This is a genomic window from Kitasatospora sp. NPDC058406 (assembly GCF_042722765.1).
Classification (GTDB): domain Bacteria; phylum Actinomycetota; class Actinomycetes; order Streptomycetales; family Streptomycetaceae; genus Kitasatospora.
The window spans coordinates 20,342-28,071 of the sequence record NZ_JBHXKE010000118.1 but is presented as its reverse complement, the minus strand read 5'-3'; the positions used below and the strand labels follow the sequence as shown (position 1 = coordinate 28,071).

Sequence of the window (7,730 nt, the reverse complement as noted above, 5' to 3'; positions counted from 1 at the left end):
TCTCCGGGGCCCGGAGAATTCACAGCTCCGCCCCGGGACCGCGATGATGGAGGTCGGAAGCGCGCCGAACGCGGCGTCCAACCTCTGTCCGATCACCGGGAGCTGACACATGACCGAGAAGCAGACCGTCACCGACGTCCTGATCGTCGGCGCCGGACCGACCGGCCTGCTGTTGGCCGGGGACCTCGCCACCGCCGGGATCAAGGTCACCGTGCTGGAGAGGCGCAGCACCGAGTCCAACCTCACCCGGGCGTTCGCCGTGCACGCCCGGACCCTCGAACTCCTCGACGCCCGCGGCCTCGCCGACGACCTCATCGCCACGGGCCGTCCGCTCACCTCGCTGAAGATCTTCAACAAGTTCCGGGTCGACCTCGGCGAACTCCCCAGCCGCTTCCCGTTCGTCCTGATCACCCCGCAGTACCGGACCGAACAGCTGCTGCACGACCGGGCGGTCAAGGCCGGCGCGACCGTCCTGCGCGGGGCCGAGGTGGTCGGCCTGCGCCAGGACGCCGAGGGCGTGACCGTCGAGACGCTGGAGAACGGCGCCGTCACCACCCACCGGGCCCGCTACGCGGTCGGCGCCGACGGCGTCCACTCCACCGTCCGCGACCTGCTCGGCATCCCCTTCCCCGGCGAGTCCGTGGTCAACTCCGTCCTGCTGGCGGACGTCCGGCTGGAACGCGAACCCGACGAGGCGGTCACCGTCGGCGCGAACGAGCACGGCTTCGCCTTCCTGGTGCCGTTCGGCGACGGCTGGTACCGGATCATCGCCTGGGACCGCACCGAGGAGCACCCCGACGGCACCCCGCCGTCACTCGACCGGATCGCCGCCGTCGCCCTCGGCGCGTTCGGCGAGGACTACGGCCTGCACGACGCCCGCTGGAGCTCCACCTTCCACAGCGACGAACGGCAGGTCCCCAACTACCGCTCCGGGCGGGTCTTCCTCGCCGGTGACGCGGCCCACTGCCACTCGCCGGCCGGCGGCCAGGGCATGAACACCGGGATCCAGGACGCCGCCAACCTCTCCTGGAAGCTCGCCGCCGCCGTCCGGGGCCAGGCCACCGACGCGCTGCTCGACACCTACCAGACCGAGCGGCACCCGGTCGGCAAGGCGGTGCTGCGCACGTCCGGTGCGCTGATCAGGCTCGCCCTCGCCCAGTCCGCGGCCACCCGGGCCCTGCGCGGCGCGCTGGCCTCGCTCGCCGACCACCTCGACGTGGTCGCGGAGCGCGGCGCCCGCACCGTCTCCGGCATCGGCATCGCCTACCCGGCGCCCAAGGACGCCCACCCGCTGGTCGGCAAGCGCGTCCCGGACCTGCGGCTGACCGGTCTCGAACCGCCGCGCGAGGGTGGTCCGGCCGCCCCGGACCGGCTCTACGAGGCGCTCCGGGCGGGGAAGTTCGTGCTGGTCAGCAACGACGAGCTGTCCGTCGCCGAGCCGTGGGCGGACCGGGTCATCACCGCCGCCCCGGCCGACCCGCACGGCAAGCTGCGCGACACCGTCCTGCTGATCCGCCCGGACGGCTACGCCGCCTGGGCCTCCGTCGACCCGGGCCTCGGCGAGCTCCGCGCCGCCCTCACCGACTGGCTCGGCACCCCGGCCGGCTGACCCGGCCCCGGAGGCGGGCGCCGGGTCGGCCGGCACCCGCCTCCGCCGTCCGGCCCCGCCCCGCCCTTGTTCCGCCCCTGTCCCGCACGGCCGCGGACGGGCACTGCCGCGGACGGACGGCACCTTCGCCTACTGGTGCACCTTCTCGTAGTGCCGCGCCGCCTTCGCCCGGTTCCCGCACACCGCCATCCGGCACCAGCGCCGCCGGCCGTTCTGCGAGGTGTCGAAGAAGTGCAGGATGCACGCCTCGTGGGCGCACTTCTTGACCCGCTGCGGCCCCTGGCCGAGCAGCACCAGGAAGTCGTCGACCGCGAGCCAGGCCGCCAGCCACTCCGGCGCGTCCACCTCGACCCGGTCCCGCGCCCCCGTCGCCGAGGCCTCCCGCCGGACCCGGCCGTGCCGCAGCACCGCGTCCAGTCCGGCCAGGGCCACCGGCCCCACGGCGCCGCCCCCGTCCAGGTCCCGGACCGCCGCCGCCAGCGCCTCCCGCGCCTCCCGGACGGCCGCCAGCCCGGCCCCGTCGGCCGCACAACGCCCGGCCAGCCCGGCCGAGGAGAGCCAGATCGCGTAGCCGTCCGGTTCGCCGAGCAGGTCGTTGACCGGGGTCCCGGCCCACCGGGTGTTCAGCAGGTCGAGCGCCAGCGGCTCACCGAGCAGCGGTCGCGGGTCCCGCGGGTCTGCTGTCCGCTCCGTCATCGGCACTCCCTCGCTCTCGCCCGGTCCACGAGTCTACGTCGGGGCGGTCCGTCGGGGCCCGCCCTCGCCGCTCCGCCGGGACCCGTTCCCGTGCCCCGGACCGGCCCCGACCGACCGGACCGGAAGGTCTGTTTCCGCTCCGTTCCGCGATCGTCAACCCTCCGCTCGCCCGCTCGTGACCACTGTCATACGCAGGACTGATGACGTAGCCTCTCGACCGTGCATAGGGTTCCCCACAGCTCGGCGAGGCCGTTGACGGCGCACTCCCGCGCCGATCCGGCTCTGCCGCACCCGCTCGGTGGGGAGAGTAACCGCATGGCCTCACAGAACCCCCAGGACGCACGGCTGAGACAGGTCGGGCCACGCCCCGACGTGCCCGCCGCCGTGCCCCCTCAGCCTGCCCTCCAACCGCCCGCCACCGCGTCCGCCGGACGCCCGAGCCCGACCGGCGGTTTCGCCGACACCCTGCACCTCGCGATCGAGGCCAGCGGCCTCAGCCTGGACCGGATCCGGGCGGCCCTCGCCCAACGCGGCGTCAGGGTCAGCGTCACGACGCTCAGTTACTGGCGGCGCGGTCGCAGCCAGCCCGAGCGGGCCAGCTCGCTGCGCGCGGTGCACCTGCTGGAGGAACTGCTCGGTCTCCCGCACTCCACGCTCTCCTCGCTGCTCGGCCCGCCCCGCCCGCGCGGGCGCTGGGCCGCCAACGCCAACGCCAGCCACCTGCGGCTGGAGGACGTCTGGCCGGGGGAGCAGGAGATCGCCGACGTCTTCGCCGAACTGGACGCGCCGCCGGCCGGCGAGCTGGAGCGGCTGTCGATCCACGACTCGTACTACGTGGACGCCGACCGGCGCGGCAACCTGCTGAGGATGCGGCAGGTGGTCCGGGCGACGGTGGCCGGCGTGACCCGCTGCCTGGTCGTGCACAAGGCCGACGAGGAGGCCACCGGCTGTCCTGAGATCACCGGGGTCCGGCACGGCCGGCTCGGCCGGGTCCGGCGACGCCCCGACGCCGGCCTGATCGTCGGCGAGCTGATGCTGGACCGGCCGCTGGGGCTCGGCGACAGCACCGTCTTCGAGTACGAGGTGGAGATCCCGTCCGGCGGCGCCGAGACGCTGGAGTACAGCCGCCGCTTCGCCACCCCGGTGCGCGAGTACGTGCTCCAGGTGCACTTCGACCCGACGCGGGTCCCGGCCCACTGCGAGCGGTACGACCGCGACCCCGGGGCGGACGTCGACCGCCGCCGCGAGCAGCTCTGGATCGGCGCGTCGGCCAGCGCCCACGTGCTCGCCCCCGACCAGCAGCCGGGCCACATCGGCATCCGCTGGGAGTGGGAGTAGCCCCTCCGCCGCCCGGCGCCGGCTCTCCGCTCCACCCCTCCCCACCTCTGTCATGAACGAGCCATACCCCTCCCACCTAACCTCTTCATAGGGCAGTAGCGGTTGACGGTCCCCCACCTAACCACTAACGTCGTCAGTAACGGTTAGCCAGTCGCGCCCTCCGGGGCGCTCTGACCACGGGAGTGACCAGGCATGTCCGGCACCATCAGCAGCACCCTGCAGACCGGCCACGTGGGTCTGAACGTCACCGACCTCGACCGCTCGACCGCCTTCTACCGGCGCGTGCTCGGCCTGGAGCTGCTCAAGGAGGGCACCGGCCCCGAGCAGCGCTTCGCCTTCCTCGGCCGCGACGGCCGCCCGGTGCTCACCCTCTGGCAGCAGAGCGCGGGCACCTTCGCCACCGCCGCCCCCGGCCTGCACCACCTCTCCTTCCAGGTCGACTCACTGGACGAGGTCCGTGCCGCCGAGGCGCTGCTGCGCGAACTGGGCGCCGCCTTCGCCTACGACGGCGTCGTCCCGCACGGCGAGGGCGCGGCCTCCGGAGGGATCTTCTTCACCGACCCGGACGGCATCCGGCTGGAGATCTACACCCCGCAGGGCGTCGACGGGACCGGCGCCGAGGCTCCCGCCGGGTCCGCCCCGACCTGCGGCTTCTTCTAGGACTCGACCGAACGGGCACCGGGAGGCACACCATGACCACGGACACGCCCTACCACCCCGGCGAACGGGCCGCCCAGGCACGGGCCGGCCGGCTGGACCGGGCCGACCACTCCGGACGCGCCGTGGGCAGCACCGTCCCGGCCGTGGCCGCCCGGTTCCTGACCGAGCGGCGGATGCTGGTGGTCGGCGCCGCCGACGCCGACGGCCGCCTCTGGGCCACCCAGCTCAGCGGCGCCCCGGGGTTCCTCCGGGCCGCCGACGAGCGGACCCTGACGGTGGCCGCCCGGCCGTCCGGAGACGACCCGCTGGCGGGTGCCCTGGCCGGCCCGGCCGAGGTCGGCACCGTCGCGCTGGACCCGGCCGCCCGGCGCCGGATGCGGCTGAACGGCCGCTCCGTGCCGGACGGCCGGGGCGGCCTGGTGATCACCGCCGACCAGGTCTACGCCAACTGCCCGAAGTACATCCAGCGCCGCAGCCCGGTGGACCGCCCGGAGGCCGGCGCCCCTCGCAGGGTGGCCGGCGGCCCCGCCCTCAGCACCGCCCAGCAGCTGATGGCGTCCACCGCGGACACCTTCTTCGTCGCCACCGCCGGACCGGACGGCCGGGTCGACGCCTCGCACCGGGGCGGCAACCCGGGCTTCCTCAGGGTGCTCGGACCGGACCGGCTGCGCTGGCCCGACTACGCGGGCAACAGCATGTTCATGACCCTGGGCAACCTGGAGCTCGACCCGCGCGCCGGACTGCTGATCCCGGACTGGGAGACCGGCGGGGCACTGCTGGTCACCGGCGAGGCGCGGACCGACTGGTCCGACCCCGCCGGGGCCGGTCTGCCGGGTGCCGAGCGGGTGATCGACCTGACCGTCACCGACGTCCTCGAACTGGCCGACGCCACCCCGCTGACCTGGACCGATCCCGAGTACTCACCGGCGAACCCGCGATCCGCGGGCTGACCCGCCGACGGCTGACCTCCCGCCAGGTCGGCACCGTCACTACCGCCTCCCGCGCACCCGCGCCACGCCCGGGCCGCCGAACGGTCGTCACCCGACCGGCGCAGTCCACCGCGCCGACCAGGTGCCCGATTTGGGACTTTGGTCCCGATAACACGCGCTGTCGCCCTGGGAAGGACCGTCCTGTCACGCCGTCAGCGGTGACCAGTCCGACCAGGAGAAAGAGGCGGAGCATGACCCTCACCGACCGACCGATCCCGTTGCTGGAGTTCGACGAGATCGAGCCCGACGCGGACTGCATATGCGGGGGCTGCAGCGCCCGCCGCCGCGCCCGACTGCACGCCGCACCGGTGCACGAGGGCGGCCACGCCGCAGCCCGCAGCGTCCGCCGCCGGGCCGCCGTGCTGATGGCCGCCGTCGGGACGGCCCTCGGCGGCGGCGCGGCCGGCGCCGCCGCGGCACCCGCCCCGACGCCCACCCCCGGCGGCTCCGCCACCGCCCAGCCGAAGACCCCGCAGGGCGAGGTCAGCGGCCTCTACGGCGACTCCCCGTCCGCCCGCGGGCTCTCCGCCCCGCGCGCCGCCCAGCCGGTCACCCGGGCGCAGATCATCGAACGGGCGCAGCGCTGGGTCGACCAGAAGGTCCCGTACAGCATGAGCCGGTACTGGTCGGACGGCTACCGCCAGGACTGCTCCGGCTTCGTCTCGATGGCCTGGGGCCTGGGCAGCAGCCAGACCACCTGGACGCTGCCGAACGTCGCCGAGCGGATCGCCAAGGCGGACCTCCAGCCGGGCGACGTCCTGATCTACAACAACCCCGCCAATCCGCAGGCCGGCTCGCACGTGACCGTCTTCGGCGGCTGGACCGACTCCACCCGCACCCGCTACCTGGCGTACGAGCAGACCTCGCCGGGCACCACCAAGCGGTCCACGCCGTACGCCTACTGGAACAACTCCGGCTCGTACGTCCCGTACCGCTACAAGGCGCTCTCCCCCGGCGGCGACGGCGGCGGAACGAACGGCGGAACGAACGGCGGCGGCAGCAGCGACGGCTCCTCCTCGACCGCCTTCCCGGGCGCCGACAAGTTCGGCCCCGGCGCGGACAACGCGTACGTCACCAGGCTCGGCCAGATGCTGGTGCAGCGCGGCGGCGCCCGGTTCTACGGCACGGGCCCCGGGCCGCGCTGGAGCGAGTCGGACCGGCGGGCCACCGAGGCCTTCCAGCTCGCCCAGGGCTGGCGCGGCGCCGAGGCCGACGGCATCCCCGGCAAGGACACCTGGGACTACCTGGTCAACGCCAAGGGCCGGAACATCGACGGCGGCGCCCCGCTCCCGCCGCCGCCGGTCGGCCCCGGCACCGGCGCCGGAGCGCCGCCCTTCCCCGGTCGGTCCGCTTTCGGGCCGGGCGCCGCCAACGACAACGTCCGGCGGCTCGGCGAGCAACTGGTCCGCAAGGGGTTCGGCCGCCACTACACGCAGGGTCCGGGCCCGCGCTGGACGGAGTCCGACCGGCGAAACGTCCAGGCCTTCCAGGAGTCCCTGGGCTGGCGCGGCGCCGAGGCCGACGGCTACCCCGGCCCGGACACCTGGAAGCGGCTCTTCTCCTAGGGACCGCCCGACCGGGGACCGCCCCGGGGACCGCCCCGGGAGCCGTCCGACCGGGGGCCGTCCGGCCCCCGGGGGGCCCGGCTCACACCGCGCGTCCGTCCGGCAGGGGAACACCGGGCGGGCGCCCCGACATCCAGTGGAAGAGCCCCATCGCCACGCTGGTCGCCAGGTTGAAGCTGGAGACCCCGGGCCGCATCGGCACCGCGACCAGCCGGTCGGCCCGCGCCTTCAGCCCCGCCGAGACACCGTGCCGCTCGGTGCCGAAGGCGAGCACCGCGTCGTCCGGGAAGGCCGTCTCCCGGATGTCCGCACCTTCCGGGTCCAGCACGTACAGCGGGCCCGCGGGCAGGTCCGGGAGCGTCAGCCGCTCGACGGCGGTGGCGAAGTGCAGGCCCGCGCTGCCCCGGAGCACGCCCGGGTGCCAGGGGTCGAGGTCCCCGGTGGTCACCACCCCGGCCGCGCCGAAGCCGGCCGCCAGCCGGATCACCGCGCCGACGTTGCCCAGGTTGCGCGGGTCCTCCAGCAGCACGACCGGTGCCGTCCGCGGCCGGCGGTCCAGCGCGGCGCGGTTCGCCTCGACGGTCGGCCGGGCGGCCAGCGCGATCACGCCGGTCGGGTGGAGCCGGGGCGCGAGCCCCCGCAGCGTCTTCTCCGGCAGCTCGGCGGCCAGCCCGTCCAGCGCGGGGGAGACGTCCGGGGCCAGCTCGGCGGCGAGGGCCAGCAGCGCGGCCCGGTCGGCGGTCAGCACCTGCCGGACGGCGCCGCCGAACCGCAGTGCGTGCTTCAACGGGTGGAACCCGTCCAGCAGCACCGTTCCCGGTTCCTCGGCGCCGGCCCGCCAGGCGCGCAGCAGTTCTTCGTCGTTCACGCCGC

7 protein-coding genes are annotated in these 7,730 nt (G+C 75.1%); 5 read left to right on the top strand and 2 right to left on the bottom strand.

Annotation, left to right across the window (positions count from 1 at the left end; genetic code table 11):
- The first annotated feature begins 109 nt into the window (after positions 1-109).
- On the top strand, positions 110-1,609 hold the full coding sequence (locus ACFWOG_RS23035) for an FAD-dependent monooxygenase (RefSeq protein WP_329884766.1): 1,500 nt from the start codon (positions 110-112) through the stop codon (positions 1,607-1,609).
- Positions 1,610-1,738: 129 nt separating this feature from the next.
- Here the strand turns inward: ACFWOG_RS23035 and ACFWOG_RS23030 are convergent, their stop codons facing one another.
- Complete coding sequence (locus ACFWOG_RS23030) at positions 1,739-2,305, bottom strand: CGNR zinc finger domain-containing protein (RefSeq protein WP_329884767.1); 567 nt, start codon at positions 2,303-2,305, stop codon at positions 1,739-1,741.
- Positions 2,306-2,620: 315 nt separating this feature from the next.
- Here ACFWOG_RS23030 and ACFWOG_RS23025 point away from each other — a divergent pair, with 315 nt between their 5' ends.
- The 4 genes from ACFWOG_RS23025 to ACFWOG_RS23010 all read left to right on the top strand — a co-directional run bounded on the left by ACFWOG_RS23025 (position 2,621) and on the right by ACFWOG_RS23010 (position 6,857).
- Positions 2,621-3,643, top strand: coding sequence for a hypothetical protein (locus ACFWOG_RS23025; protein ID WP_329884768.1), 1,023 nt, complete (start codon positions 2,621-2,623; stop codon positions 3,641-3,643).
- 192 nt (positions 3,644-3,835) lie between these two features.
- Complete coding sequence (locus tag ACFWOG_RS23020; RefSeq protein WP_380360679.1) at positions 3,836-4,303, top strand: VOC family protein; 468 nt, start codon at positions 3,836-3,838, stop codon at positions 4,301-4,303.
- 32 nt (positions 4,304-4,335) lie between these two features.
- On the top strand, positions 4,336-5,253 hold the full coding sequence (locus ACFWOG_RS23015; protein ID WP_380360677.1) for a pyridoxamine 5'-phosphate oxidase family protein: 918 nt from the start codon (positions 4,336-4,338) through the stop codon (positions 5,251-5,253).
- A 230-nt stretch (positions 5,254-5,483) separates the two neighbouring features.
- Entirely contained in the window at positions 5,484-6,857 is a 1,374-nt protein-coding gene (locus ACFWOG_RS23010; protein ID WP_380360676.1) for a peptidoglycan-binding protein, read from the top strand.
- An 82-nt stretch (positions 6,858-6,939) separates the two neighbouring features.
- Here the strand turns inward: ACFWOG_RS23010 and ACFWOG_RS23005 are convergent, their stop codons facing one another.
- Entirely contained in the window at positions 6,940-7,725 is a 786-nt protein-coding gene (locus ACFWOG_RS23005) for a TrmH family RNA methyltransferase (protein ID WP_329884772.1), read from the bottom strand.
- Between the last annotated feature and the right edge of the window lie 5 nt (positions 7,726-7,730).